At 72.0% G+C, this 23,583-nt stretch carries 25 protein-coding genes; 11 read left to right on the top strand and 14 right to left on the bottom strand.

Annotated features, from left to right (window positions below; genetic code table 11):
* Positions 1-114: 114 nt before the first annotated feature.
* Both JI751_RS01495 and JI751_RS21350 read right to left on the bottom strand, forming a co-directional pair.
* Positions 115-1,506 (bottom strand): sensor histidine kinase, encoded by a 1,392-nt coding sequence (locus tag JI751_RS01495; RefSeq protein WP_201932558.1) that lies wholly within the window; start codon positions 1,504-1,506, stop codon positions 115-117.
* Positions 1,503-3,140, bottom strand: coding sequence for an NAD(P)/FAD-dependent oxidoreductase (locus JI751_RS21350; RefSeq protein WP_201932555.1), 1,638 nt, complete (start codon positions 3,138-3,140; stop codon positions 1,503-1,505). Before JI751_RS21350 ends, JI751_RS01495 begins: the two co-directional genes overlap by 4 nt.
* Positions 3,141-3,452: 312 nt before the next feature.
* Here JI751_RS21350 and JI751_RS01485 point away from each other — a divergent pair, with 312 nt between their 5' ends.
* From JI751_RS01485 to JI751_RS01480, 3 genes are all read left to right on the top strand, one after another.
* Complete coding sequence (locus tag JI751_RS01485; protein ID WP_201932552.1) at positions 3,453-4,721, top strand: NYN domain-containing protein; 1,269 nt, start codon at positions 3,453-3,455, stop codon at positions 4,719-4,721.
* Between the two features lie 89 nt (positions 4,722-4,810).
* On the top strand, positions 4,811-4,993 hold the full coding sequence (locus tag JI751_RS20740) for a hypothetical protein (protein WP_236665514.1): 183 nt from the start codon (positions 4,811-4,813) through the stop codon (positions 4,991-4,993).
* A 33-nt stretch (positions 4,994-5,026) separates the two neighbouring features.
* On the top strand, positions 5,027-5,425 hold the full coding sequence (locus JI751_RS01480; RefSeq protein WP_201932549.1) for a VOC family protein: 399 nt from the start codon (positions 5,027-5,029) through the stop codon (positions 5,423-5,425).
* Positions 5,426-5,593: 168 nt separating this feature from the next.
* Here the strand turns inward: JI751_RS01480 and soxR are convergent, their stop codons facing one another.
* A complete protein-coding gene (soxR, locus tag JI751_RS01475) occupies positions 5,594-6,073 on the bottom strand; it encodes a redox-sensitive transcriptional activator SoxR (RefSeq protein ID WP_201932547.1) in 480 nt (159 codons plus the stop codon).
* A 49-nt stretch (positions 6,074-6,122) separates the two neighbouring features.
* Between soxR and JI751_RS01470 the strand changes: the two genes are divergently transcribed.
* Genes JI751_RS01470 through JI751_RS01460 form a run of 3 tightly spaced genes read left to right on the top strand, consistent with a single transcriptional unit; the run spans position 6,123 to position 9,182 of the window.
* The gene (locus JI751_RS01470) at positions 6,123-6,818 is read left to right on the top strand and encodes an SDR family NAD(P)-dependent oxidoreductase (RefSeq protein WP_201932545.1); all 696 of its coding nucleotides are present in this window, start codon (positions 6,123-6,125) and stop codon (positions 6,816-6,818) included.
* The gene (locus JI751_RS01465) at positions 6,818-7,867 is read left to right on the top strand and encodes an S-adenosylmethionine:tRNA ribosyltransferase-isomerase (protein ID WP_201932543.1); all 1,050 of its coding nucleotides are present in this window, start codon (positions 6,818-6,820) and stop codon (positions 7,865-7,867) included. The genes JI751_RS01470 and JI751_RS01465 overlap by 1 nt, the downstream gene beginning before the upstream one ends.
* 58 nt (positions 7,868-7,925) lie before the next feature.
* Positions 7,926-9,182 carry a PQQ-binding-like beta-propeller repeat protein gene (locus JI751_RS01460; RefSeq protein ID WP_201932540.1) on the top strand — a complete coding sequence of 419 codons (1,257 nt, stop codon included), beginning with the start codon at positions 7,926-7,928 and terminating at the stop codon, positions 9,180-9,182.
* A gap of 3 nt (positions 9,183-9,185) precedes the next feature.
* Here the strand turns inward: JI751_RS01460 and JI751_RS01455 are convergent, their stop codons facing one another.
* From JI751_RS01455 to JI751_RS01445, 3 genes are all read right to left on the bottom strand, one after another.
* On the bottom strand, positions 9,186-10,268 hold the full coding sequence (locus tag JI751_RS01455) for a serine hydrolase domain-containing protein (RefSeq protein ID WP_201932538.1): 1,083 nt from the start codon (positions 10,266-10,268) through the stop codon (positions 9,186-9,188).
* A complete protein-coding gene (locus JI751_RS01450) occupies positions 10,255-11,436 on the bottom strand; it encodes an MFS transporter (RefSeq protein ID WP_201932536.1) in 1,182 nt (393 codons plus the stop codon). Before JI751_RS01450 ends, JI751_RS01455 begins: the two co-directional genes overlap by 14 nt.
* A gap of 78 nt (positions 11,437-11,514) precedes the next feature.
* Entirely contained in the window at positions 11,515-11,790 is a 276-nt protein-coding gene (locus JI751_RS01445) for a Fe-S cluster assembly protein HesB (RefSeq protein WP_201932534.1), read from the bottom strand.
* A 104-nt stretch (positions 11,791-11,894) separates the two neighbouring features.
* Between JI751_RS01445 and JI751_RS21655 the strand changes: the two genes are divergently transcribed.
* Both JI751_RS21655 and JI751_RS01435 read left to right on the top strand, forming a co-directional pair.
* Complete coding sequence (locus JI751_RS21655; RefSeq protein ID WP_201932533.1) at positions 11,895-12,551, top strand: VOC family protein; 657 nt, start codon at positions 11,895-11,897, stop codon at positions 12,549-12,551.
* A gap of 42 nt (positions 12,552-12,593) precedes the next feature.
* Positions 12,594-13,853 (top strand): hypothetical protein, encoded by a 1,260-nt coding sequence (locus JI751_RS01435; protein ID WP_201932531.1) that lies wholly within the window; start codon positions 12,594-12,596, stop codon positions 13,851-13,853.
* Here the strand turns inward: JI751_RS01435 and JI751_RS01430 are convergent.
* The 7 genes from JI751_RS01430 to JI751_RS01400 all read right to left on the bottom strand — a co-directional run bounded on the left by JI751_RS01430 (position 13,850) and on the right by JI751_RS01400 (position 20,465).
* Positions 13,850-14,308, bottom strand: a complete 459-nt coding sequence (locus JI751_RS01430; RefSeq protein WP_201932529.1) for a methyltransferase family protein — start codon at positions 14,306-14,308, stop codon at positions 13,850-13,852. The two genes, JI751_RS01435 and JI751_RS01430, sit on opposite strands and share 4 nt — an antisense overlap.
* Positions 14,309-14,326: 18 nt before the next feature.
* A complete protein-coding gene (locus JI751_RS01425; RefSeq protein WP_201932527.1) occupies positions 14,327-15,841 on the bottom strand; it encodes a sodium/solute symporter in 1,515 nt (504 codons plus the stop codon).
* A gap of 61 nt (positions 15,842-15,902) precedes the next feature.
* Complete coding sequence (locus tag JI751_RS01420; protein ID WP_201932526.1) at positions 15,903-16,292, bottom strand: hypothetical protein; 390 nt, start codon at positions 16,290-16,292, stop codon at positions 15,903-15,905.
* Positions 16,289-17,002, bottom strand: coding sequence for a LytR/AlgR family response regulator transcription factor (locus JI751_RS01415; RefSeq protein WP_201932525.1), 714 nt, complete (start codon positions 17,000-17,002; stop codon positions 16,289-16,291). Before JI751_RS01415 ends, JI751_RS01420 begins: the two co-directional genes overlap by 4 nt.
* The gene (locus JI751_RS01410; protein ID WP_201932523.1) at positions 16,999-18,129 is read right to left on the bottom strand and encodes a sensor histidine kinase; all 1,131 of its coding nucleotides are present in this window, start codon (positions 18,127-18,129) and stop codon (positions 16,999-17,001) included. Before JI751_RS01410 ends, JI751_RS01415 begins: the two co-directional genes overlap by 4 nt.
* A gap of 40 nt (positions 18,130-18,169) precedes the next feature.
* On the bottom strand, positions 18,170-19,585 hold the full coding sequence (locus tag JI751_RS01405) for a calcium-binding protein (RefSeq protein ID WP_201934465.1): 1,416 nt from the start codon (positions 19,583-19,585) through the stop codon (positions 18,170-18,172).
* A gap of 28 nt (positions 19,586-19,613) precedes the next feature.
* Complete coding sequence (locus JI751_RS01400) at positions 19,614-20,465, bottom strand: class I SAM-dependent methyltransferase (protein ID WP_201932521.1); 852 nt, start codon at positions 20,463-20,465, stop codon at positions 19,614-19,616.
* A gap of 52 nt (positions 20,466-20,517) precedes the next feature.
* On the opposite strand from JI751_RS01400, the gene JI751_RS01395 reads away from it, so the two are divergent.
* The 3 genes from JI751_RS01395 to JI751_RS01385 all read left to right on the top strand — a co-directional run bounded on the left by JI751_RS01395 (position 20,518) and on the right by JI751_RS01385 (position 22,644).
* Positions 20,518-21,225, top strand: a complete 708-nt coding sequence (locus tag JI751_RS01395; RefSeq protein ID WP_201932519.1) for a hypothetical protein — start codon at positions 20,518-20,520, stop codon at positions 21,223-21,225.
* Positions 21,226-21,251: 26 nt separating this feature from the next.
* Entirely contained in the window at positions 21,252-21,968 is a 717-nt protein-coding gene (locus JI751_RS01390; RefSeq protein ID WP_201932517.1) for a Fic family protein, read from the top strand.
* 322 nt (positions 21,969-22,290) lie between these two features.
* On the top strand, positions 22,291-22,644 hold the full coding sequence (locus JI751_RS01385) for a hypothetical protein (RefSeq protein ID WP_201932514.1): 354 nt from the start codon (positions 22,291-22,293) through the stop codon (positions 22,642-22,644).
* Between the two features lie 17 nt (positions 22,645-22,661).
* Here the strand turns inward: JI751_RS01385 and JI751_RS01380 are convergent, their stop codons facing one another.
* Positions 22,662-23,459, bottom strand: coding sequence for an HAD family hydrolase (locus JI751_RS01380; protein WP_201932511.1), 798 nt, complete (start codon positions 23,457-23,459; stop codon positions 22,662-22,664).
* Positions 23,460-23,583 lie beyond the last annotated feature (124 nt).

The raw sequence follows: 23,583 nt of genomic DNA, 5'->3' as shown, positions 1-23,583 counted from the left end.
TCGGCCGCGCCAACCTCGCTCCCATAGGTAGGAGCAGATCACTGAGCATGCGCCTCCAAGCGCTCAGAGAAGGAACCCCCGGTGCGTCAAGCCCCCGACAGTCGTCGGAAGGCCCTAACGCTCAACTCCCAGAGGCAGGCGCACGCGCACCACCGTCGCACCCGGAACCGACTCCACACCTATCTCACCCCCATGCCGCTCGACGATGATCCGCCGGGAGATGTCGAGGCCGAGGCCCGTGCCCTTGCCGACCTCCTTGGTCGTGAAGAAGGGCTCGAAGGCGTGGGCGGCGACCTCGTCGGTCATGCCGGGGCCGGTGTCGCAGATCTCGACGACGACGTGGCGCTCGTCGGCGTACGTCCGCACCGTCAGGGTGCCGCCGCCCTCCATGGCGTCGACGGCGTTGTCGATGAGGTTCGTCCAGACCTGGTTGAGCTCGCCGGGGTTGGCGGTGATCGGCGGGACGGCGTCGTCGTACTCGCGGACGACGGTGACGCCGCCCTCGCGGAGCTTGTGGCCGAGCATTATCAGGGTGCTCTCGAGGCCGTCGACGACGCGGATCTCCTGGACGGCGGCGCGGTCCATCTGGGAGTAGGACTTCACGGCCGAGACGAGGTCCGAGATGCGGCGGGTCGAGTCCTGCGCCTCGTTGATGAGGGCGGTCGTCGTGACGGCGGAGGCCACCCACTCAAGGCCCGCTTGGAGCGCCGGCCCCGACAGGGACGAAGCAGCCCGGTCGAGCAGGGACGACTGCACGCCCGCCGCAGCCAGGGCCGGAGCGATCGCCCACGACCGGTCGATGGTGTTGTCCTCGAGCCAGTCCGTGAGGGACTCCTCGAGGTCGGCCAGTGCGACACCGGAAGGCGCGGCGGAGACGTCGATCGAGCGCCGCAGCTCGTCGAGGGCGGTGAACTGCGCAGCGTCGATCCCTGCCCCGGCTAGCCGTTGGAGGGAGGCGAAGACGTCGTCGCTCGACTGCTGGAGCGCGCCGACCGAGCGGACCGCGGCCGACGCGGGGTTGTTGATCTCGTGTGCGAGCCCGGCGGCGAGCGTGCCGAGGGCCACGAGTGCCTCGCGCTCGCGGGCGTTGTGCTCGATGCGCCGGGCAGTCACGATCAGCCCGCACAGCAGGTGCACCGCGAACGGGAACCACTCCTGCCCGAACCGCGCCAGCTCGGAGGCACTCAGTCGGAAGACCCGGCTGGCGTCCATCACGCGCGCCGACCCCATGTAGACGCCGTGCTCGTCCCACGCGCGGAAGCCGCCGGCCCATTGGCCAGGGTTCTGGATGGTCACCATCGCGACCTCCTCGTTGCCGACCCGGCGCACGACGTCGATCCGGCCCTCGAGCATCACCCACCAGTGCTCGGCGGGGCGACCCTCGTCGAACATCCGGTCGCCCGGCTCGTACGCCACCTCCTCGCCGGCGGCGGCCAGCTCGGCCACCTGCTCGTCGGTGAAGCCGTCGAGGATCGAGATGGCGCGCAGCTCGGAGACCAGACTCATGTCGCCGCCAGGTAGCGGTGCACCAGGTAGACCGACATCGCGCCCTCGCCGACGGCCGAGGCGACGCGCTTCATCGAGTCACGGCGTACGTCGCCCGCGGCGAAGACGCCGGGCACGCTGGTCTCCAGTGCGAAGGGACCGCGCTCCAGTGGCCAGGCGGCGGAAGCGGGCAGGTCGGGCCCGGTGAGCACGAAGCCCCGCTCGTCGCGGGAGACGGCGTCCCCGAGCCAGTCGGTCCGTGGCGCGGCCCCGATGAAGATGTAGACCGAGCTGGTGGCGACCTCGTCGACCTCGCCCGCAGCACAGAGGGTGACGCCCTCGAGGTGGCCGTCGCCGCGGGTGCCGACGATCTCGGTCCGGAGCCGTACCTCGACGTTGGGGGTGTCGAGGATGCGGGTGACGAGGTACTGCGACATCGACGCCTCGAGCGACGAGCCGCGCACGACGAGCACGACCTTCGTGGCGTACTTGGCGAAGTTGAGCACGGCCTGCCCGGCCGAGTTCGCCGCGCCGACGACGTACACGTCCTCCCCGACGGTCTGCGGCGCCTCGCTCGCGCTGGCGCCGTAGTAGATCCCGCGGCCGACGAAGTCGTCGAGGCCGGGGGCGTCGAGACGGCGGTACGACACCCCGCTGGCCACCAGGACCGCGCGCGCCTCGATGTCTGCCGAGCCGTCGAGCAGCACCGCGCGTACGGGCCCGCGGGTCTCGAAGCCGACGACATCGCGCGCCAGCACCATCTCCGCGCCGAACCGTGACGCCTGCGCGACCGCGCGGTGCGTGAGGTCGGCGCCGGAGAGGCCCTTGGGGAAGCCCAGGTAGTTCTCGATCGACGCACTCTGCCCGGCCTGGCCGCCCGGGGCGTCGCGCTCCACCACGACGACCTGCAACCCCTCGGAGGCGGCGTACACCGCGGCCGCGAGGCCGGCCGGCCCGGCGCCGACGACGCAGAGGTCGTAGAGCGGCTTGGTCGCCTGGGTGTTGAGGCCGAGCGCGGTGGCGAGCTCGGTGGAGGTGGGGGAGCGGAGGACCGAGCCGTCGGGCAGCGCGACCACCGGGAGCTCGCCCTCGCCGGCGAGCTCGAGCAGCCGTGCGGCCTCGTCGGAAGAGTCGACCTCGAGCCAGCGGAAGGGCACGTGGTTGTGGGTGAGGAACGTCTTGACCTCGTGGGTCGCCTCGGACCAGCGGTGGCCGACGACGCGCACCTCGGAGTCGCGGTCGGGGTGGCCGTGCGTCCAGTCGCGGAGCAGCTCGTCGAGCACGGGGAAGAGGGTGTCCTCGGGCGGGTCCCACGGCTTCATCAGGTAGTAGTCGAGCCCGATCTCGTTGATCGCGCGGATCGCGACGTCGGTGTCGGCGTACGCCGTCAGCAGGCAGAGCTTGGTGTCGGGCGACTGCTCGCGCACCTGCTGGAGCACCTCGATGCCGGTCATCCCGGGCATCCGCTGGTCGCTCACGACGGCCGCGATCGGGCGGTCCTTGAGGAGCTGGTCGGCGAGGATCTCCAGCGCCTCGGGACCGGACGTCGCCCGCAGGACGCGGTAGTCCTGCCCGTATCGCTGCCGCAGGTCGCGCACCACGGCTGCGACCACCGCGACGTCGTCGTCGACCGCGAGGATGGCGGGCTTCGCCATCGGCGCACCTCCCCGTCGTCCGTCCGTCCTCGGACGTTACTTCCGCGACGGCGGGCAGAACAGGGTGGTCGAGACCAGTCGGGTGCCGCTCAGCGCGTACGTCGGGTGGCGTGCACCGCGGTCGCCGCGGCGTGGGCGACGGTGGCGGTGAGCATGCCGATGACCTGGGCGAACGAGCGGACGTAGAACGTGTTCACGCCGCGGAGTACCCCGGGTATGTCGCCGTCATGCGCAGTCCCCCGGTCGACTCGGCGGTGCACTTTCCGCGTGATTCCTCATCGCCGGTCTTCTCGCGGCGGCACACTTCGTCGCATGGGGGATGTTCGGAGCGCGCTCTACCTGGACTTCGACAATGTGTTCAGTGGGTTGCTCAAGCTGGACCCGGCCGTGGCCTTCCAGTTCGCGGAGGCGCCAGCGAAGTGGCTCGACCGCATGCGTACGGAGTCGGGTGCCTCGCGCCGCTGGCTCGTGCTGCGCTGCTACATGAACCCGTCCGGTTCGGTGCCGGACCCGCGTACGGAGGGCGCGCGCGTCACCTTCTTCAAGTTCCGCGGGGCCTTCACCGACGCCGGGTTCGAGGTGGTCGACTGCCCCCGCCTGTCGCACGCGAAGAACGGTGCCGACATCCGGCTGGTGATCGACGCGATCGAGGCGCTCGGTGCCGACGCGCACTACGACGAGTTCGTCATCGCGTCAGGTGACTCCGACATGACACCCCTCCTCGTGCGTCTGCGGGCAGCCGACCGGGTCGTCACCCTGATGTCGCCGTCCGACTCCGCGGTCGTCATGCAGGCGGTCGCCGACCGACTCATCGGCGGGGACGACCTGGTGGAGCTGATCGACACTCGCGTCGACGACCTGGAGGCGAGCCTCGAGATTGAGGCGGCGGCCCCGTCGGACGGAACGGCTGCAGCGGACCTGACCGAGGACGACGCGCGAGCGCAGTTCGCCCAGCGGATGACTGTGTACTACGCAGAGGCGACAGAACCGCTCAACCTGTCTGCGCTGGGTGGTCGCCTCCGCAACGAGCTGGGGCCGGTGACGACCGCCAGCGCCTGGTTCGGCAGCGGCGGCTTCCTGCGTGCGGTGCGCGCCCTGGACCTGCCCCGGATGCGCATCGAGGGCCACTACCTGTGGGACGAGTCGCGGCACACGCGGCCGTCCGATGGATCTGCCGAGGCGGCCGTCGTACATCCCGCGAACGTGCCCGAGGTGGTGGCAAGGGTGACCTCCGCCCTGAAGCTCACCGCCCTGACACCGGAGAGCTGGACACGCATCCACTCGTTCCTCGCCGCGTACGTCGCCACTCACGAGTTCAACCTCAGCGAGATGACCAAGGCGGCGCGGGACCAGCTCGGGGGTGACGGCCTCCAGATCAACAGGAAGGCGCCGTCGTTGGTGGTACATGGGGCGGCGTACGCCGGGTGCCCCCTCTTCCGCCAGCCTCCGCCGGCAGCGGACGAGATCGCGGACGCGTTCGTGGCCAACATCCTCGCCCGTGCAGCCGCCGCCGACGTCGAGCTCGCGGACCACGACGTGAAGGTCGTCCGCGAGTGGTTCGGGCGCCCTGTCAGCAGCTGACGGCATCACCAATATGGGCTAGCGGTCTGGTCCAGTCACCCGCCCGTGGCGCGCGCTTCAGTAAGGTGCCCGACCGGAAAGGCGTGGTCTTGGAGTGGTTGCTGCTGGTGTTGTGGCTCCTCATCGCGGCGGTGATCGTGTTCATACTCTGGGCGATCCGCCGCGCGGAGGGGTACCGCGGCATGCCCTCGATCCACATCCCGCGGCAACGATCCGAGTCGGCCCTCAAGGACAAGCCGGTCGGCGGGAAGCGCCGCGCTGACAGGCCTTGACCTCAGGTGCACCTGAGCCGGGACGATCGGGGCATGACCGATGTCCAGGAGTTCCGGATCACGCTGACCGTCGACGACTTCGACGCTGCCGTACGGGTCTACCGCGACGCGCTCGGGCTGCCCGAGGTGGCGGACTGGAGCGGCGACCAGGGGCGGGTGCTGCTGCTCGACGCCGGTCGGGCGACGCTCGAGCTCTTCGACGAGGCGCAGGCCGCGATGGTCGACGACCTCGAGGTCGGGCGGCGGGTGTCCGGGAAGGTGCGGTTTGCGCTGCGGGTGCCGGACGCCGCTGCGGCCGCTGCTTCGCTGGTCGACGCCGGCGCGACGGCGGTCGCGGACGCCGTACTCACTCCGTGGGGTGATCGCAACGCTCGGGTCGCTGCGCCCGACGGGATGCAGCTGACGTTGTTCACCCTCGGCGAGCCCGGGTAGTCCACCGGGTTCTGGTCGCGAGGGCGCGCGTTCTCCAGCCAATTCCCGGTGGACTACCCGCAGGAACCCGGTGGACTACCCCGACCGACCGACCCCGACCGACCGGGCCGGGTAGTCCAGTGACGTCTGGCTGCCGAACGGCCGTCCGGACAGCCACATCTCACTGGACTATCCGGAGGCACGCTTGGTCGGGTGGGGCTTGCGCAGGCTGTCGGGCAGAAGCTGGGCGCCGGGGCCCTGGGTCGCCGCCCAGTCGCCGGCGTTGGAGAAGGCGCAGGAGCGGAGGCTGAGGCAACCGCAGCCGATGCAGCTGTCGAGGCCGCCCTTGAGCCGCTGGAGTGCGGCGATCTGCTCGTCGAGCCTCGCCCCCCAGTGACGGGAGATGCGGTGCCAGTCGGCCTTGGTCGGAGTGCGATTGCCCGGCAGGCGGGCCAGCTCCGCACGGATCTCCTCGATCGAGAGCCCGACGTTGGAGGCCGCCCGGATGAACGCGAGCCGGCGCAGGACGCTGCGCTCGAACCGGCGCTGCCCGCCGCCCGAGCGGTGCGCCTCGATCAGCCCCTCGGCCTCGTAGAAGCGGATCGCCGACGCCGCGAAGCCGCTGCGCTGCGAGATCTCGCCCATCGGCAGCAGGTCACGAGCATCCATCAGAAGAACCCCTTGAACTCAAGTTCACTTGAACTTGAACGATGGTCGCATGGACACCAAGAACACGACAAGGGTGGCACTGATCACCGGGGGATCGGCCGGGCTCGGCCTGGCCCTGACCAGGGCGCTCGCGGCCGAAGGGTGGCGCGTGATCACCGACGGCCGGAGCGAGGAGAAGTTCAAGGAGGCAGACCTCCCCGACGGGGTGACGACCATCGTCGGCGACCTCACGGACGCCGACCACCGGGAGGGCCTGAGGGTCGAGGTCGAGAGGGCCGGACGCCTCGACCTGCTGGTCCACAACGCCAGCACCCTCGGCCCGCTCCTGATGAAGGAGCTCGAGGAGGTCGACATCGCCGACCTCACCCAGGTCTGGCGCACCAACATCGGCAGCCCGCTGGTCCTCACGAGCACGCTGCTGCCGTGGCTGCGCGAGGCGGACGGCGTACTCCTGTCGATCAGCTCCGACGCGGCGGTCAACCACTACGAGACGTGGGGGTTGTACGGCGCGAGCAAGGCGGCACTCGACCACGTGACGCTGACCTACGGAGCCGAGACCGGCCTCACGGCGTACGCCGTCGACCCGGGCGACATGCGCACCGCGATGCACCAGGACGCGTTCCCCGGCGAGGACATCTCCGACCGCCCGCTGCCGGAGACCGTGGTCCCGCACCTGCTCGCGCTCATCGAGCAGCGGCCGGAGACGGGGCGCTACCGGGCTGCTGACCTCAGGGGTGACGTCTGATGTCGCTGCTCACCGAGACCCCGCACACGCACTTCAAGGCGTCGGCCTTCGCGCCGCAGCCGGCCGAGGAGCGCGGGCTCGCCCGCGACGAGGTCCGCCTGCTGGTCGGCACCCCGGACGGGGTGTCCCACGAGCGGTTCCGGGACCTGCCGGACCACCTCCGCGCGGGCGACGTGCTGGTCGTGAACACCTCCGCCACGATCGCCGCCGAGGTCGACGCGACCACGGACGACGCCGAGATCGTGCTGCACGTCGCGCACCACCTCGACGACGGTGACCGCGTGGTCGAGCTGCGGACCGCACCCGACGCCGGCCGCGCGATCCTCGACGCGCGCCCGGGGCAGGAGGTCGTGGTCGGCGACGTGCGCCTCACGATCCGCGAGCCCTGGCCCGGCGCGGCCTCGTCCCCGACCGGTGTCGGAAACCGGCTGTGGCGGGCCTCGATCCGCGGCGACCTCGACCGTCAGCTCGCCTGGAACGGACGGCCGATCGCCTACGGCTACCTCGAGCGTCGCTACCCGCTCGCGAGCTACCAGACCGTCTTCGGCCGCCACCCCGGCAGTGCCGAGATGGCGTCGGCCGGGCGACCGTTCACCGACGCCCTCGTCACGCGCCTCGTCACGGCAGGCGTCCAGCTCGCGCCCGTCACGCTGCACACCGGCGTCTCGTCGCAGGAAGCGGGCGAGGCACCGGGGCCGGAGTGGTTCGAGGTCCCGCCGACCAGTGCGCGGATCATCAACGGCGCCCGCACCAACGGTGGCCGGGTGATCGCGGTCGGCACCACGGCGACCCGCGCGGTCGAGTCGGCGGTGCGCGGGTCGTACGTCGTCGCGCACCGCGGCTGGACCGAGCGGGTCATCACGCCCCAGGACCCGCCGCGGATCGTCGACGGACTCGTCACCGGCTGGCACGACCCGATGGCGTCGCACCTGCTCCTCGTCGAGGCGGTCGCGGGCGAGCGCCTGACGCAGGCGGCGTACGACGCGGCGGTGGCCGAGGGCTACCTGTGGCACGAGTTCGGCGACTCGGCGCTGCTGATGCGACGCTGACCGACAACTCATCGGGCCCCGGGCGCGTCATACGGGGACCTGACCCAAGGAGAAGTCCATGCGTTCGTCCATCGCCCTCGTCGCCGCGGCGGCCCTCGTCGTCGGCATGGGCGCGCCCGCGCAGGCGTACGACGTCCAGTGGCGCGACTCCAGCGAGCTGCCCGGCGACGGGCAGGTCCTCGCGGTCGACCAGGCCGACGGCGACGTGCTCGCGATGACCGTGCTCTTCCAGGGCAGCCAGGTCGTCCGTCGCCTCGACGGGCGCACAGGTGCGGTGGAGTGGAGCACCGAGGTGACCGGTGGCCTCACCTCGATCGAGGTCGACCCGACCGACGGCCGCGTCGTGCTGGCGGGGGCGTACCAGAGACCGCTGAGGATGGTGGTGCTCGACCGCGACGGTCAGGTGCTGCGCGACGAGGACACGGGCATCGCGATGAGCTCGGTCGCCGATCTCGAGGTCGACCCCGAGTCAGGGCTGGCCTGCGCGCTGGGGCCGGTGGGTGGCAAGCGTGACGCGTCGGGCTGGGTCACGAGCTGCTGGGACCGTTCGGGCGCGCTCGCCTTCTCGCGGGGGTGGAGACCGCGGGAGGGGCTGACGATCGCCGACGAGCTCCTGATCGACGCCGAGCGCGACCGCGTGTACGTCGCCGGCACGACGAGGCGCGTCGACCGTGCGCGCTCCAAGCGCCAGGACCTCGTCCTGCTGTCGTACGACACCGGTGGTGCGCTGCGATGGCAGAAGCGGAAGTCGGGGGTGGTCTTCCCCAGCCGTCTCGAGGCGGCCCTCGACCCTGCGCGCGGTCGGATCCACGTCCTGGCGGAGCCGACGACCATCCGGCAGCCGACGCAGCTGTTCTCCTTCGACGCCCGCGGACGCTCGAGGTTCGTCCGGAGCTATCGCGACGTCGGCAGCACCTTCGAGAGCGCGGTGGCGGTGACGCCGAAGGGGGACGTCGTCGCGGTGGTGGCCGCCGGGGACCGTACCTCGATCCGCACCTATCGTCCCTCGGGCCGGCTGCGCACCACCCACGTCGTGCGGACCGCCGATCGTGGCAACCCCGGCAGTCTCATCCCGCAGGTCGCCATCGACCCCGTCCGCGGCCGCGTGCACGTGGTCAACGACCGCGGCTTGGCTCGCGGTGCGGTCCTGTGGTCCTTCAACGCGGCCGGTCGTCGTACGTCGTCGGTGCTGGTGGACACCGCGAAGTCCCTCTTCCCCGTCTCGATCGCCCTCCACGCCGACTCCGGGACGGTGGTCACGTCCACCCACGCATGGCGGGAAGGCCTCGACCAGGTGGTGTCGGTGTGCCCGTGAGGCTCACGTCCTCGGTGCGTACGCCGTCCGGACCGCCTCCCACACGACCTCCCCGCGGTCGTGCCCGCCGAGGCCACGGGTGACGAAGGCGGCGCCGTAGCCGGCGGCCGGCTCGGCCCAGGCCGAGCAGCCACCCGCGCCGCCCATGCCGATCTCCGGGCGGCCGTCCTCCTCGTCGCGCTGGAAGCCCAGCGTCCACACCACCTCGCGGTCGAGCACGAGGTCGTGACCGGTCGCGGCCGGCGCGAGGTAGGCGCGCCACAACCTCGGCCCGAGCCGCTCGGCGACGAGTCCGTCGGGTCGGGAGAGGTCGTCGTACCAGCGAGCCAGCCCGAGCGCCGACGCGTGGAGCGCGACGGCCGGGAACGGCGTACGCCGGAAGCGCTCGGAGTTGAGCACCTCGGGGTCGAGCAGCCCATCGGGCCGGCCGAGGGCCGGTCCCCAGCGCGGGTCGGCCTCGTAGTCCGCGCGCCACGACGGTCCCATCTCGACGACCGCCGCCACGCGCTGCAGGTCGCGCTCGGGCAGGCGCAGGTGCAGGTCCCATCCACCCTCGGCCGCGATCCGGGCGAACCGGGTGGCGAGGTCCTCCCCGGTCGTGCGCCGGAGCACCTCGTCGAGCAGGTGGCCGTAGGTCAGCGCGTGCTCGGCCAGTCCCGCGCCGGGCTCGTGGACCGGCGTCGCCTCGGCCAACAGCGCGACCAGCGCGTCGTGGTCGTCGTACGCCACCTCGGCGGCGGCGTCCGGGAACGCTGGCAGGCCGGCCTGGTGGGCGAGCAGGTGGCGCATCGTCGTGGACCGCTTGCCGGCCGCGGCGTAGTCCGGCCAGACGTGGGCGACGAGGTCGTCGAGCTCGAACACGCCCTCGGCCACCGCGTCGAGGAAGGCGAGCGCTGCAACCGGCTTCGCGACGGAGTAGGTCATCACGAGCGTGGTGCTCGTCCACGGCTGCTCGCCGTCGACCGTGCCGGCCGCGTGGTCGACCTCGATGACCCCGTCGCGCACGACCGCGACCGCGCAGCCCGGATCGCGTCCGGACGCGACGAGCGCGTCCAGCGCTGCCGTGACGTCGTCAGGAGCCGTCATGGGCGGGGACTGTACGCGGACGCCGCAGGGCGAGGGGCAGTGTCGCCGCCGCGATCGCGCCGCAGATCAGGAAGGCGGTGGTGAACGAGGTGAGCTCGGCGATCACGCCGACCGCGACCGAGCCCAGCGCCGTACCCGCGTCGAAGCCGATGTTCCAGAAGGCGCTTGCCCGGTTGTGGTGCCGACGGGCGACCGCGGCGAACGAGATCAGCAGCGTGAGGTTCTGCAACCCTCCGTAACACAGCCCGAGCAGGAGCAGGGCGACGAGGAACGCGATGTCGCTGGGCCGTGCGACCGCCCACGCCACGCCGGCCATCGCCACTGCGGTGAGGGCGACCATGGGGACGACGAACCGCTGCGCGCCGTAGCGGTCGGCGAGCACGCCCGCCCGCCAGCGGCTGACCGCGGAGGCGAATCCCATCAGGAACAGGCCGGCCGCCGCGATCGACGGGCTGTCGACCGCCTGCGGGGTGAAGGTGACGACGGCGCCTCCGGCCAGGGTGACCGCGAGCAGGATCAGGATCGGGCTGAGCAGGTGGCGCAGGACGTCCTCGTCGTCGTCGACCGGATCGACCGGCGCGACCACCTCGGCGGTGGTGCGGCGGAGCGTCGACGCGAGCCGGAGCGCCGCCGGGATCCCGACGAGCGGCAGGACGTTGAGCGCGAACACCCACCCGAATCCGAAGGTCGCCGCGATCCACGGGCCGGCAGGGAGCAGGACGAGGTTCGGGATCGCGATCGCGAGGCCGTACGCCCCGATCGCCTCGCCGCGCCGCCGAGGGTCGACCAGGGCGGCGACCGCGGCGCTGCCGGTGACGGTGAGGATGCCGAAGCCGACACCCCGGAGCGCCGACAGCCCGAGGATCGCGGCGAGCCCGTCGTCGAGGCCGTACAGCATCCCGGGGACGCTCATCAGGCTGAGGCCGGCGGCGAGGACAGGCCCCCAGCCGAAGCGCTCCAGTGCGCGCGGGACCAGCAGCTGGGTGAGGACGGTGAAGAGGAGGAGGACGCCGTTGACGAGCCCGGACCCGGCGGTGCCCGCGCCGCCCTCGACCGCCCAGAGCGGGGCGACGGTGAGGAGGAGGGCGTAGCCGGAGAAGCCGGCACAGGTCATGAGGGCCAGCGCCGCCATCCCCGGCTCTCGCCAGATCGGCCCGCGCGCGCTCACGGCGGGCAGTCTAGGTGCGGACATAGGTGGAGCCCCGGGCCGTACCTACCGGCCCGGGGCTCCACTGACGCGTGTGGGTCAGGCCTGCTGGCCCAGCGCGAACTCGATGTTGCCCTCGGCGTCGACGCCGCCGTCGAGGATCTTGTCGTCGAGCAGCACCGCGGCCGCCTCGTCGACGTAGATGGTCGCGCCGTCCTGCTCGACGACCTGGTCGCCGGGGGCGGCCTGGTCGGCGGGGCTGACGGACAGCGACTGCCCGTCGGGCTCGGTGGCGATGCGGAGGCCGGAGATGGCCGGCACCTCCTCCTCGAGCTTCTTCACGATCTCGGTCACGTTCTCGGTGAGAGCAAGCATGGCTCTCCTTCCGAATAGCGAATGTGTCCCCTCCACCATCGCGGGGATCGGCCGCTCGATCAAACCGGGTCGCTCCCACGCCCGGACCCGCCTAGGTTGGCCGGGTGGCTTCTCGTCCCTACGCGCTCACCGTCCTCGCCGCCGATCCCGACAGGCTCGGTCTGTTCTGGCGCGACCTCCTGGGTGAGCACGACGTGCCGATCCCGCTCGTCTTCACGAAGGCCGACCTGCCGCGCCAGGGGTTGAACCAGATCCACTTCCACCTGACCAGCTACACCGCGACGCAGCAGGAGAACGTCGATCGCGCGCTGTCGCTCGGCGCGACCCACCTCGACGTCGGGCAGCTGCCCGACGAGGACCACGTGGTGCTCGCCGACCCGGAGGGCAACGAGTTCTGCGTCATCGAGTCGACGAACAACTGGCTCGCAGGGACGGGTTTCCTGGGCGAGGTGGCCGCGGACGGTACGCGCGAGGTGGGGCTGTTCTGGTCCGCGGCGCTCGACTGGCCGCTGGTCCACGACGAGGACGGCGAGACCGCGATCCGCACTCCCGACGGCCGGATGCTCATCGCGTGGGGCGGGCCACCGCTCAACGACAAATCTGCTCGCAACAAAATGCATCTCGTGCTCGTCACAACCGATGACCTCGACGACGAGGTGCAGCGCCTGGTGGCGCTGGGTGCGACCGAGGTCGGACGGTCGGGCGACGCGGTCGAGCTGGCCGATCCCGACGGGAACGAGTTCTGGTTGCGCCCTGCCTGACAGTCGTCGGGCGACAGTGAGGTCCTACCGGGAGGGGGAGCCGTGCGGCTCGTCAAGACAGCAGGGTCCGTAGCAGCAGCGCTCGCGATGCTCGGAGGTCTCGCCGCGCCGGCGAGCGCGCGGGCGCTCGACGTGGAGTGGCAGACCGACGCCGTGCTGAAGGCGTACGGCCAGTACCTCGAGGTCGACGAGGCGTCAGGTGACGTCTTCACGCTCCTCATGTACGCCGGTGACGGCACGGTGCTGCGTCGCCTCGACGCCGCGACGGGTGCCGTCGAGTGGGCCGTCCCGGTGCCCGGGATGACCGACTTCGTGTCCGACCCGACCACGGGCCAGGTCGTGCTGAGCGGCCTCCGGGACAAACGTCAGGTCGTGATGTTCGTCTCCGGGGGTGGCCAGGTGGCACGGGAGGTGGCCACGGACATCCCGGCGGCTCCGGTCGCGATGGCCGTCGACGAGACGACCGGTCAGGTGTGCAGCCTGGGGTCCAAGCGCAAGGCCGGCCAGTCGCTGATCACCTGGTACACCTCGTGCTGGACGTCGGCCGGGGACGCGGTCTTCACCGATGAGGAGGTGGTCGGGGACGGCAGGTCGTTCCCCAGCGCGCTCGACATCGACCCGAGGTCACACCGCGTGTACGCCGCCGGTACCTCCTCGGCGAGGAAGTTCAACGACGGTCGGGCAGGTCTCGTGGTGCTCCGGTCGTTCAACGCCTCGGGGAAGCTGACGTGGCAGGCGCGGACGAAGGTCCGGACGCCCGACGGCCGCATCCAGATGGCCATCGACTCCGAGCGCCGTCTCGTCCACGTCGTCGACCAGCCGGGTCGCATCGAGTCCCCGGTGTCGCTCGTGACGTACGACCGGCGCGGGAAGGCGCGGACCGTGCGCCGTTTCGAGGACATCGGCAGCATCTCGGACGTCGCGGTCGCGCTGACGCCCCGTGGACGCGTGCTCGTCGCCGCCGTCGACGTCGACCGCGCCGGCCTGCGGGTCTACAGCCCGCGCGGGCGGCTGCTGCGCAAGGCCAAGGTGCGCACCGAGCGCGACCGCTTCGAGGCCTACCACGCCGCGGTCGCCATCGACCCCGTCCGCGAGCAGGTGCACGTGCTCGGCGGGGGAGGGGACACGCCGTCGCAGGTCCACACCTTCACCACCCGCGGCAAGCGACTGTCCAGGGTGGTGGTCGACGACCGCCACGTCATCGAGGGAGACCTCGTCGTGCACCGGGCGACAGGTCGGGTGTTCGTCACCACGAGCCTCTTCCGGGAGGACCAGCAGCGGGTCACCGCACTGGGGGACTAGAGCCAGCGGCGCACCTTCGCGCGGTAGTCGTCGTACGGCTCGCCGAAGCGGGACTCGAGGAAACGCTCCTCGGGGAGGATCGCGCCCCAGAGGACGAGGGCGACGGCAAGCGGCAGGAGGACGAGCGCCCAGAAGCTCGACGCCAGCAGCGCGATGGCGAGGTAGAGGGCCAGAAGCCCCACGTAGAGCGGGTTTCGCGAGAGCCGGTAGGGCCCGGACTCGATCATCGAGGTCGTCGCGTCGCCCGGCAGGAGGCCGGTCTCGTGGTGCGCGAAGAGCCACAGCGACCAGCCGTTCCAGACCACGAAGACGGCGACCAGCAGCCAGCCGACGGGCACCCGCCAGGAGCCGGGCTCGACCGGGTCGTCCCAGGCCGCGCTGACGGCGAGGCCGGCGAGCAGGGGTACGCCGATCGCGACGGGCGGCCACAGGCGGAAGCTGACGACGTCGGTCATGGGCCGATTGTGCTCGTGTCAGCGCTGGAGGTCGACGGCCTCGGGAGTGTGGAGGCGGACCATGAAGCGGCCCGCGTGGGCGGGCACGGTGGCGGCGGTCAGCCGCGAGACGACGACCATCGTCAGGAACGACGCCGGCACCGACCAGGCGGCGGGCTGGCCGAGGAGCGCGGCCGTCCAGCCGGAGGACGACGACGTTCCCAGCGTCCAGGCGACGGCGGCACCCGAGCCGAGCCCGCCGACGAGCAGGCCGGCGACGGCGCCGGTCGGGGTGAGGCCGCGCCACCAGATGCCCAGCATCAGCAGCGGCGCGAAAGTGGAGGCGGTCACCGCGAAGGCCAGGCCGACGGTCCGCGCGACCGCGACGTCCTGGGCGGGAAGCGACATCAGCAGCGGCACGACGACGGCGATGACCGCCGCGACCCGGAAGGCCGCGACCCCGCCGAGCCGGCGCGTGCCCCACCGTCGGCCGGTCACGTCCTGCGACAGCACTCCGGCCACCGCGATGGTCAACCCCGACGACGTCGACAGGAAGGCGGCGAAGGCACCGGCGGTCACGAGTCCCGTCAGCACGGCCCCCAGCACGCCGCCCACCATCAGCGACGGCAGCTCGAGCACGAGCGTGTCCGACCCGCTGGCGACCAGGTCGGGTGCGTAGACGCGGCCGAGGGCGCCGTACACCGGCGGCAGGACGTAGAAGATGCCCAGCAGTCCGAGCACCGCGAGGGTCGTCCGGCGCGCGGCCCGGCCGTCGGGGTTGGTGTAGAAGCGGACGACCACGTGCGGGAGTCCCATCGTGCCGAGGAACGTCGCGACGACGAGGGAGTACGTCGTGTAGAGCCCGATGCCGCCGCCGGGCGTGGCGAGCGGGATCGACCACGACGCGGGTGCGGCGGACGCTGGATCGGCGGCGCCGTCGGCCATCCAGACCGCCAGCAGGACGAAGACGGGGACGAGGAGGGCGGTGAGCTTGAGCCAGTACTGGAAGGCCTGCACGAAGGTGATCGACCGCATCCCGCCCGGGCTCACCGACGCCAGCACGACGAGCGCGACGACGAGCGAGCCGGCCCACTGCGGCGCGCCGATCGTGGCGCGCAGGGTGACGCCCGCGCCCTGGAACTGCGGCAGGAGGTAGAGCCAGCCGATCGCGACGACCAGCACCGAGCAGAGCTTGCGGACGCCGCGCGAGCCCAGCCGGGCCTCGGCGAAGTCGGGCAGGGTGTAGGCCCCCGAGCGCCGCAGCGGCGCGGCGACCAGCACCAGCAGGACGAGGTAGCCCGCGGTCCACCCGACGGGGTACCAGAGCATCTCCGCGCCGAAGGTCAGCAGCAGGCCGGCGACGCCGAGGAAGGACGCGGCGGAGAGGTACTCCCCGCCGATCGCGCTGGCGTTGAGCCGCGGCCGCACGCTCCGCGACGCGACGAGGAAGTCGCTGGTGGTGCGCGAGATCCGCAGCCCGAAGGTGCCGATCGCCAGCGTCGCGACCGACACCAGCACGACGGCGACCACACCGGGCAGGATGCCGGTGCTCATGCGGGGTCCCCGCGGCGTTGTTCGGGGGAGCGCAGCGGAGGAGAAGAACGTCGTGGGGTGTTCATGGGAGGTCCTCGGGCACCACGGTCCCCACCAGGTCGGCGAAGTCGCGCTCGTTGCTCTCGACCCGGCGGATGTAGAGCCAGCCGAGCAGCACCAGCCACGGGTAGGTCAGCACCCCGAGCAGCAGCCACGCCAGCGGCACCGGCCCGACCCGCACCTCGCCGAGCGACGGGACGAGGTGGAAGGCCAGCGGCAGCAGCCCGACGGTGAGGCCGAGCGCCGCGATCACCTGCAGCGCGAGCACCAGCTGCTCGCGCAGCAGCGAGCGCATGAAGACCTCGCCCAGTGCGGACTCCGCGTCGATCTCACGCGCCCCCGCAGCCCGTACGACGTCCGCACGACGCCGCGGCGGTCCGGTCACCCGCACCCGGGGCAGGGGATCGCTCATGAGTCGCGCTTCGTGAGCACCGACCGCAGCTCGCGCGTGTGCCGCCGGCTGACCGGCAGCTCGGTGCCGCCGATCACGACGCTGACGCGGCCGCCCTCGCTGCGCACCTCCTCGACATGGGGGAGCGCGACCAGCACCGAGCGGTGGATCCGGACGAAGCCGGCGGGCGCCCACTGCTCGGCGAGCGACGACAGCGGCGTGCGGACCAGGTGCGAGCCGTCGGCGGTGTGCAGCCGCGCGTAGTCGCCCTGCGCCTCGACGTGGGTGATCTCGGAGCGGTTGATGAAGCGGGTGACGCCGCCGCGCTCGACGGGGATCTGCACGTCGCCCGACGGCGCCGGGCCGCCGGCCTCGACCACCCGGCGTACGGCCTCGGCGAGGCGTTCCTCGCGCACCGGCTTGAGGACGTAGTCGACCGCGCGCAGCTCGAAGGCGGCGACGGCGTGCTCCTCGTGGGCGGTCACGAAGACCACGGGCGGCGGGTTCTTGAAGCGCGACAGCACCTGCGCGAGGTCGAGGCCGGTGAGGCCGGGCATCTGGATGTCGAGGAAGACCGCGTCGACCTCCTCGGCCTGGAGCACCCGCAGCGCGTCGGTCGCGGAGTCGGACCCCCTCACCTCGCCGATGCGCGGGTCCCGGCCGAGCAGGAAGGTGAGCTCGTCGAGCGCGGGGCGCTCGTCGTCGATGACCAGCACACGCAGAGGACTCATACCTGCACTCCCGGGGCGAACTTCGGCACCCGCACGATCACCTTCGTGCCGGCGCCGGGTGCGGTCTCGACCACCAGACCGTAGTCGTCGCCGTAGGCGTTGCGCAGCCTCGCGTCGACGTTGCCCAGACCGACCGAGTCCATCGACGCATCGCCGGCGAGGGCCTGCCGGACCCGCTCGGGGTCCTCGCCGGTCCCGTCGTCCTCGACCTCGATCACGCACTCCTGATCGTGGTCGCGTGCGGTGATGGAGAGCCGACCGATCCCGTCGGCCTTGTCGGCGCTGGCCTCCAGCCCGTGGCGTACGGCGTTCTCGACGAGCGGCTGGATGCAGAGGAACGGCACCGCCACCGGCAGCACCTCGGGCGCGACCTGGAGCGTCACCTGGAGCCGGTCGCCGAAGCGCGCCTGCTCGAGCAGGAGGTAGCGCTCGACGGACCGGAGCTCCTCGGCGAGCGTCGTGTACTCGCCGTGGCGGCGGAAGGAGTAGCGGGTGAAGTCGGCGAACTCGAGCAGCAGCTCGCGCGCGCGGTCGGGGTCGGTCCGCACGAAGCTGGCGATCGCACCGAGGGAGTTGTAGATGAAGTGGGGGCTGATCTGCGCCCGCAGTGCCCGCACCTCGGCCTCCATCAGCCGGGTGCGCGAGAGGTCGAGCTCGGCGAGCTCGAGCTGGCCACTGACCCACGACGCGACCTCGTCGGCCGCGCGGACGAGGCCGCCGGTGGTGTGCGGGGCCCCGACGACGAGCGCACCGACGAGGGTGTCCTCCACGACCAGCGGGGTGACGATCGCCTGCGTCACCTGGCAGCCGCCGTCGTCGCAGACCAGGGTCCGCTCGTCGACGATCATCGTGCGCCCGGTCTCGGCGACCTGGCTGATCGTCGTGGCGAGCTGGCTGCGGTGGTGGGCGCCGAGGCCGTCCCACGCCAGCAGCCCGCTCGTGTCACCGAGCCCGGCGGCGGGCGTGCCGAGCAGTGCGCGCAGGTGGCCCACGGACCGCTCGGCGCTCGCCGACGTCAGTCCCTCGCGGAGCGCGGGGCTCGCGAGGGAGGCGTTGTGCAGGGCGCGGAAGGCGGCACGATCGGCCTCCCCGCCCAGCGACGTACGCCGCCACCTCCACCTCGCCACGCAGCAGACCCTAGGTGCCCGGCCGAGGCGTCGCTACGGGTCAGCGCTCGCAGGACCTACGACGCTCGGCGCGGCACAGGTCACGGCCCTGCTGGCCGTCGACCTTGTCGCGGCCGGGACCGCCGTAGAACGCGTCGTTCCCGTTGCCGAGGTCGGCACCGTCGTGGCCGGGGCCGCCGAAGACCGTGTCGTTGCTGCCGACGGCGTCGAACGTGTCGTTGCCGCGCCCGCCCACCATCCGGTCCTTCGAGCCCGCGCGACTGATGATCGTGTCGTGGCCGCGACCGCCGAGGAGCACCGCCGAGCCGATGCAGGTGTCGAACACGTCGAAGGTGCCGTCGGAGTGGATCGAGAGGCGATCGCGTCCGTCACGTCCGTCGATGCGGGCGTCGCAGCTGTTGGCGGCCAGGTCGTTCGGGCCGTCCGTGCCGACCAGGCGGGTACGCGCGGCGGAGACGAAGCCGTCCTCGAAGCCCCGTGCAGTGAACGAGCCGTCGTCGGTGGTCACCGCGCCGCTGCGCAGGTCCCACTCGACGGAGCCGTCCTCGGTGCCGAAGTCGAACCGGTCGCGCCCCTCGCCGCCCGCGAGCGTGCTGACGGCGGGAAGGGTGGCCATCACGCGGAGGCTGTCGTCGCCGGCACCGAGGTCACCGGTGAGGGGCATCGCGTCGAACAGCAGCAGCGACTCGGCAACCGCGCTGCCGCGGACCTCCAACGTCACGCCGGTGACGTCGGCGGGGCCCGCAGCAAACGACTCGACCGAGGTCCAGCGGCGCACGAGGGCGCCGTCGCGGCGCAGCTCGCCGGCCACGTTGTCGAGGAGCTGCGCTCCCGGTCGAAGCGCGAGCCCGAGCCGGTCGACACCCGACCCGCCGTCCAGGAGAGAGGCGTCGGTGAGGGTGCCGGCGTACGCCAAGCCGTCGTCGCCGTCGCCGCCCTGGAGCACGTCGCTGTTGGGCAGTCCGTCCTGCCCGCTGCGAAGGGAGTCGCCGCCGCCCCCGCCGATCAGCACGTCGGGGTCGGCGTCGGGGTAGCTGACGTCGGACCCGGCGACGACGACGTCGCCGGCCAGCACGTAGTCGTCGGACGCGCCACCCTCGAAGCGGTCGGCACCGGCTCCGAGCGTGACGTCCGCGCCCCACGACCGGGCGGCGGTGCCGTCGACCACGTCGTTGCCGGCCCCTGTGTCGATGCTGACGCCGTAGGTCGTCCCCCGCGGGCCGTCGCGCCCGGTGACACAGACCAGGTCGTCGCCGCCGAGCGTGTCGACCTGTCCGCTCCCGTTGGTCACGACGACGTCGCGGCCCTCGGTGCCGGTGATGACCTTGGTGCGCTCGCCGACGATCGTCGCGGCCTCGCCCCGGCAGGTCTCGCCGGCGGCTGACGCGGCGGTGGTCGGGGCGAGCAGGGCCAGGCCCAGCATCGCGGCAGCCGTCAGTGGCGTCGTACGACGCATGGTTCCCCCAAGAAGTGGTGCGGTGCGGTCAGCGGAAGTCGATGAGCAACATGTCCGTGTCGGTCCCGTCGCTCACGACCGGTCCCTCCTGTGACGGCGCGTCCCCGTCAGAAGTTGTCTGCTCGTCGCGATCGACGACGACAGCGCGGTAGCAGCGCGTGACGTAGGGGATCTGCATGCCGTCCATGCCGCGGCCGTAGTCGGCGTAGAAGGCACGCACCTCCTCGAGGTGCTGCTGCTTCTCGTCGTCGTCCATCACGAGGAAACTCGACCGCGACCGCGCGAGGTCGAGGATGCTCTCGCGGTTGACCTCCTGCCAGTGCTTGAAGGACGTCTCCTCCATGAAGCCGAAGAGGTCGCTGTGCACGAGGTGCTGCGCGGACGACGTGTTGCTGTCCTGCCGGCCGAGGATGTCGCCCATCCGGCGCACCCACGGGATCCGCTCGTCGCGGCTGTTCCACATCAGCGCGACGTGACCGCCGGGCTTGAGGATGCGCGCGATCTCCGGCAGCGCCACCTCGTGGTCGAACCAGTGGAACGCCTGCGCGACGACCACCACGTCGACGGAGCGGTCGTTGGCCGGGATCTCCTCGGCGGTCGCGACCTTGGCGCTGACCTCGGGCACCCGCTCGCGCAGCACCTCCAGCATCGCCTCGTCGGGATCGGTGGCGAAGACGGCGTGGCCGGCGTCGACGAGCTGGCGGGTGAGCTTGCCCGTGCCGGCGCCGAGCTCGAGGACGACCTTGGCCTCGCCGCCGGTCAGCCAGGCGACGGCTTCCTCGGGGTACGCCGGTCGCCCCCGGTCGTACGCCTCGGCGACGGTGCCGAAGGACCGTGCGCGTCCGCCGGTGGCTGGGGTCTCGGGGAGTTCGTCGCTCATCGTGGTCACCGTATCCCGCGGTCGGAGGCGGCAGCGCCCCTAGTGTGGGCGCGTGAGCTCGCTCGGACGCCTTGACGCGGGGCCGGTGCAGGAGACGGTCGCACGGCTCGAGTCGCGCATCGCGGCGCGCTTCCCCGATCGCGGCCTGCTGGCCGTCGCCGGTGAGCTCGTCGACCTGACCGCCCAGGTGAAGGGTGCGGCCCAGGACGTCCGCGACCGGCTGCGGTGGGTGCGGCTCGCGTCCCGCGCCGCGGCGCTCCTCGTGCTGGCGGCGACCGTGGTCGTCTTCGTGCTGGCCTCGCGCGACGCCGTACGGGCGGGGCCGGACCGGTCGTTCGAGTGGGTGCCGCTGATCGAGTCGACGATCATTGACCTGGTCTTCGCCGGCCTCGCGCTGTGGTTCCTCTACGCCCTGCCGCAGCGGCTCGTGCGTGGCCGCCTGCTCGACCTGCTCCACAAGCTGCGCTCGCTGGCGCACATCGTCGACATGCACCAGCTGACCAAGGACCCCGAACGGCTGCGGTCCGACTTCGTGCCGACCACCGCCACGGTCGACATCGGAGACCTCGACCGCAGCCAGATGGAGCACTACCTCGAGTACTGCTCCGAGCTGCTCTCGCTGATCGGCAAGGTCGCGGCCCTGTGCGCGGAGGAGTCGCAGGACTCCCTCGTGCTGACGACCGTGAGCGACCTCGAGACCTTGACGACGAGCATGTCGCGCAAGGTCTGGCAGAAGATCTCCCTGCTGCCGAAGAGCTAGCAACCGCCCGCCGATACCGTCCTCCCATGACCGATCCGCTCGCCTGGCTGACCGAGCTCGAGGGCGTCCCCTCGGCCTACGCCGGCACGCGTGACGGCATCGACGTGATGCTGCGTGACCGGGGGCTGCGGCGTACGTCGCCCGAGATGACCGCCGAGTCGCTGCTCCGCGGCGCCCATGCGAGCGCCGTGCTCGAGGGGTCTGCGTCGACGCTGGAGCAGGTGCGAGCGGGCGAGGTCGACGAGATCGCGGCCGACGCCGTCCGGCTCTCCGCATCCATGCTCGCGCTGGCCCCGCTGCTCAAGACCGCGCCGCTCCAGGCGATCGCGCGGCTGCACGCGGTCGTCGGGTCGTCGTCGTTGACCGCCGACGAGCTCGGCCGGCCGCGCGACGCAGCGTCGGCCGACCGGCTGCGCGGGGTGTCCGAGCTGCTCCTCTCCGGTACGTCGGCACCGGCGTTGCTCGTGGCCGCGATCGCGCACGCCGATGTCGCGACGGCCGCCCCGTTCGCCTCGCACAACGGGATCGTCGCCCGGGCCCTCGAGCGGCTGGTGCTGGTCTCCCGCGGCGTCGACGCCAAGTCGCTCGTCGTGCCCGAGGCCGGGCACCTCGCCCACCGGGCGGCGTACGAGTCCAACCTGCGCGCCTACCGCGACGGCGGTCCGAGCGGCGTCCACGCGTGGGCGCTGTACGGCGCCGAGGCGTTCGCCGCGGGGGCCGAGGCCTCGCCGCTGAGAGCCTGAACGTGCGAGCGGCACCCGTTCACGAGGATCGGGTGCCGCCGCTGACACGTGATGCCGTGGCTACCAAGCGTGCTCTTCTCAATCGCTGGCTCGGGCAGATCCCGAAGGACCAGCACCCCATCGGATGGGTGGATCGCCGCGTGGGTACCTGGATCACGTGCTGCTGTGGAGTTCTTCTTCAGTTCTAGTCCTCCGGGCCTGCACCTACAAGCCTTGACTTTCGCCCCGCCGGGCGCATCCGTGGCGTCTGCGCCCGAACCGCCTGGCCCAGGCCCGCGGGTACCGTGCCCCTGCCTGGCGACACGACACGACGGAGGATGGCGTGACCGACCACGGGTCCACCGACCGCCACGATGCGACCGCGTCGCCGCTCGACCGGACGGTGAAGCGGCTCGAGAGCCGGCAGCTGCTGCGCAGCGCGGTGCCGCTCATCGCGGCCGGCATCGGCACCACGTGGCTGTACGCCTACCTCGCTGTGTCGTCCGACCTCCGGCAGTTCTGGATCGGTGTTCCCCTCGCACTCCTCGGGAGCGTGCTCGCCGTCATCGGCTACCGCGGCCGGCTCCGGGAGATCCGCAGCCCGTGGCCCTCGACGGGGCGCCACTACCCGTGGCTGTTCCTCGGCTGGCTGTGCGTGATCGCCGGGCTGCTGGTCCCGCCCTACGCGCTGGCCTGACGGACCGGTCCGCGCGGTCAGGCCCCGGGAGCCCGCTTCCTGCGGTTGGCCCACATGACGCCGCCGGCGGCGACCGCACCGCCCACGGCGAGCGCCGCGAGGGTCGGCCTCGCCGGCGGCAGCGGGACACGTCGGCGCAGCGCGACAGGGCGTACGAAGCTCAGCACCGGCCACTCGTTGGCGGTCGCGATCCGCCGCAGCTCGCGGTCGGGGTTGACGGCGAACGGGTGCCCGACGACCTGCAGCATGTGCACGTCGGTGACCGAGTCGCTGTAGGCGTAGGACCCGGCGAGGTCGTAGCCGACGGTCTCGGCCAAGTGCTCGATGGCGCGCGCCTTCTCCTCGGCGTACGCGTAGTAGTCGATCTCGCCGGTGTACTTCCCGTCGACGATCTCCATCCGCGTCGCCACCACCCGGTCGGCGCCGAGCATCTGGCCGATCGGCTCGACCACCTCGGCGCCGCTCGCGGAGACGATCACGATGTCGCGCCCGGCCGCGCGGTGCTCCTCCATCAGCGTCACGGCCTCGTCGTAGACGAGCGGCTCGACGATGTTGTTGAGCGTCTCGTGGACGATCTCGCGCACCGTCGCGACGTCCCAGCCGGCGCAGAGCTGCGACATGAACTCGCGCATCTTGTCCATCTGGTCGTGGTCGGCGCCGCCGGTGAAGAAGACGAACTGGGCGTACGCCGAGCGCAGCATCGCGCGCCGGGAGATGAGTCCGCCCGCCTGGAACTCGCGGCTGAAGGCGAGCGTGCTCGACTTGGCGATGATCGTCTTGTCGAGGTCGAAGAAGGCCGCGGTCGGGCGGGACATGCGCCTCATCGTAGGGGCCGCCGGCCACGCTCGTGGGCCATCAGTCGTCCACAGGGGCCGTGGATGCGGCCTTCTCCACATGCCCCGCAGGCATCGGCTGCCCGGCGTCGGTCCTCGGGCCGAG

The sequence above is a fragment of the Nocardioides baculatus genome (assembly GCF_016735675.1).
GTDB classification, from domain to species: domain Bacteria; phylum Actinomycetota; class Actinomycetes; order Propionibacteriales; family Nocardioidaceae; genus Nocardioides; species Nocardioides baculatus.
The sequence above is the reverse complement of the archived record's forward strand: the minus strand, read 5'-3'. Positions and strand labels throughout refer to the sequence as shown.

What these genes read in the sequence shown, in the direction of transcription:
- JI751_RS01495 (WP_201932558.1), bottom strand. Translation starts at nt 1,506, where the DNA reads ATGAGTCTGGTCTCCGAGCTGCGCGCCATCTCGATCCTCGACGGCTTC.
- JI751_RS21350 (WP_201932555.1), bottom strand. Translation starts at nt 3,140, where the DNA reads ATGGCGAAGCCCGCCATCCTCGCGGTCGACGACGACGTCGCGGTGGTC.
- JI751_RS01485 (WP_201932552.1), top strand. Translation starts at nt 3,453, where the DNA reads ATGGGGGATGTTCGGAGCGCGCTCTACCTGGACTTCGACAATGTGTTC.
- JI751_RS01480 (WP_201932549.1), top strand. Translation starts at nt 5,027, where the DNA reads ATGACCGATGTCCAGGAGTTCCGGATCACGCTGACCGTCGACGACTTC.
- soxR (WP_201932547.1), bottom strand. Translation starts at nt 6,073, where the DNA reads ATGGATGCTCGTGACCTGCTGCCGATGGGCGAGATCTCGCAGCGCAGC.
- JI751_RS01470 (WP_201932545.1), top strand. Translation starts at nt 6,123, where the DNA reads ATGGACACCAAGAACACGACAAGGGTGGCACTGATCACCGGGGGATCG.
- JI751_RS01465 (WP_201932543.1), top strand. Translation starts at nt 6,818, where the DNA reads ATGTCGCTGCTCACCGAGACCCCGCACACGCACTTCAAGGCGTCGGCC.
- JI751_RS01460 (WP_201932540.1), top strand. Translation starts at nt 7,926, where the DNA reads ATGCGTTCGTCCATCGCCCTCGTCGCCGCGGCGGCCCTCGTCGTCGGC.
- JI751_RS01455 (WP_201932538.1), bottom strand. Translation starts at nt 10,268, where the DNA reads ATGACGGCTCCTGACGACGTCACGGCAGCGCTGGACGCGCTCGTCGCG.
- JI751_RS01445 (WP_201932534.1), bottom strand. Translation starts at nt 11,790, where the DNA reads ATGCTTGCTCTCACCGAGAACGTGACCGAGATCGTGAAGAAGCTCGAG.
- JI751_RS01430 (WP_201932529.1), bottom strand. Translation starts at nt 14,308, where the DNA reads ATGACCGACGTCGTCAGCTTCCGCCTGTGGCCGCCCGTCGCGATCGGC.
- JI751_RS01425 (WP_201932527.1), bottom strand. Translation starts at nt 15,841, where the DNA reads ATGAGCACCGGCATCCTGCCCGGTGTGGTCGCCGTCGTGCTGGTGTCG.
- JI751_RS01420 (WP_201932526.1), bottom strand. Translation starts at nt 16,292, where the DNA reads ATGAGCGATCCCCTGCCCCGGGTGCGGGTGACCGGACCGCCGCGGCGT.
- JI751_RS01415 (WP_201932525.1), bottom strand. Translation starts at nt 17,002, where the DNA reads ATGAGTCCTCTGCGTGTGCTGGTCATCGACGACGAGCGCCCCGCGCTC.
- JI751_RS01405 (WP_201934465.1), bottom strand. Translation starts at nt 19,585, where the DNA reads ATGCGTCGTACGACGCCACTGACGGCTGCCGCGATGCTGGGCCTGGCC.
- JI751_RS01400 (WP_201932521.1), bottom strand. Translation starts at nt 20,465, where the DNA reads ATGAGCGACGAACTCCCCGAGACCCCAGCCACCGGCGGACGCGCACGG.
- JI751_RS01390 (WP_201932517.1), top strand. Translation starts at nt 21,252, where the DNA reads ATGACCGATCCGCTCGCCTGGCTGACCGAGCTCGAGGGCGTCCCCTCG.
- JI751_RS01380 (WP_201932511.1), bottom strand. Translation starts at nt 23,459, where the DNA reads ATGTCCCGCCCGACCGCGGCCTTCTTCGACCTCGACAAGACGATCATC.